At 56.0% G+C, this 523-nt stretch carries 1 protein-coding gene; it reads left to right on the top strand.

All coding sequences use genetic code 11. The features are described from left to right. Positions 1–274 precede the first annotated feature (274 nt). On the top strand, positions 275–523 hold a 249-nt coding region (locus QRX41_RS08380), incomplete at its 3' end, for a hypothetical protein (RefSeq protein WP_449495104.1).

Below are 523 nucleotides of genomic sequence, written 5' to 3'. Positions count from 1 at the left end.
CTACCAGTTTAGTGTAGAGCACCTAATCCTTGCTCCTAATCCCTACTGATGGTGAACATCTATCATCAGGAGTGCTTTACTGCGTGTGACATCGAACAGTATTTGTAAATCGGCGACACCACGATAATGTGTTTGGGACGGTTCCAGAATGTAGTTTATTATGCATCTCCTCCCGTCTCTCGGCTTCGTACACCATGCCAGTAGCTCCATATGACCTCACGGCAGAAGACTGTCTGACGAGTGGTGAAGTCCAGCAACTGATAAGGGCAGCCAGCTGGGCAGGGAACCCGCCACCATCACCCCGCCCGACAATGCCAGCCGGGGCATCAGATTCAACCAGATCAGCGCATCAACATTCGGTTATTTTTCCTTGGCGGTGGGCAGCGACGGCAACGCCTACGCCTGGGGATTAAACGGCCGTGGCCAGCTCGGCGACGGGACAGGCACCGAGCGGCATGCGCCGGTCATGGTGAGGAAGCCCGACCGCAGCACGTACCCGGACCTGCCGGAGGATTTCACCTAC

The organism is Bifidobacterium kimbladii (genome assembly GCF_032193675.1).
GTDB lineage: Bacteria > Actinomycetota > Actinomycetes > Actinomycetales > Bifidobacteriaceae > Bombiscardovia > Bombiscardovia kimbladii.
The sequence above is the reverse complement of the archived record's forward strand: the minus strand, read 5'-3'. Positions and strand labels throughout refer to the sequence as shown.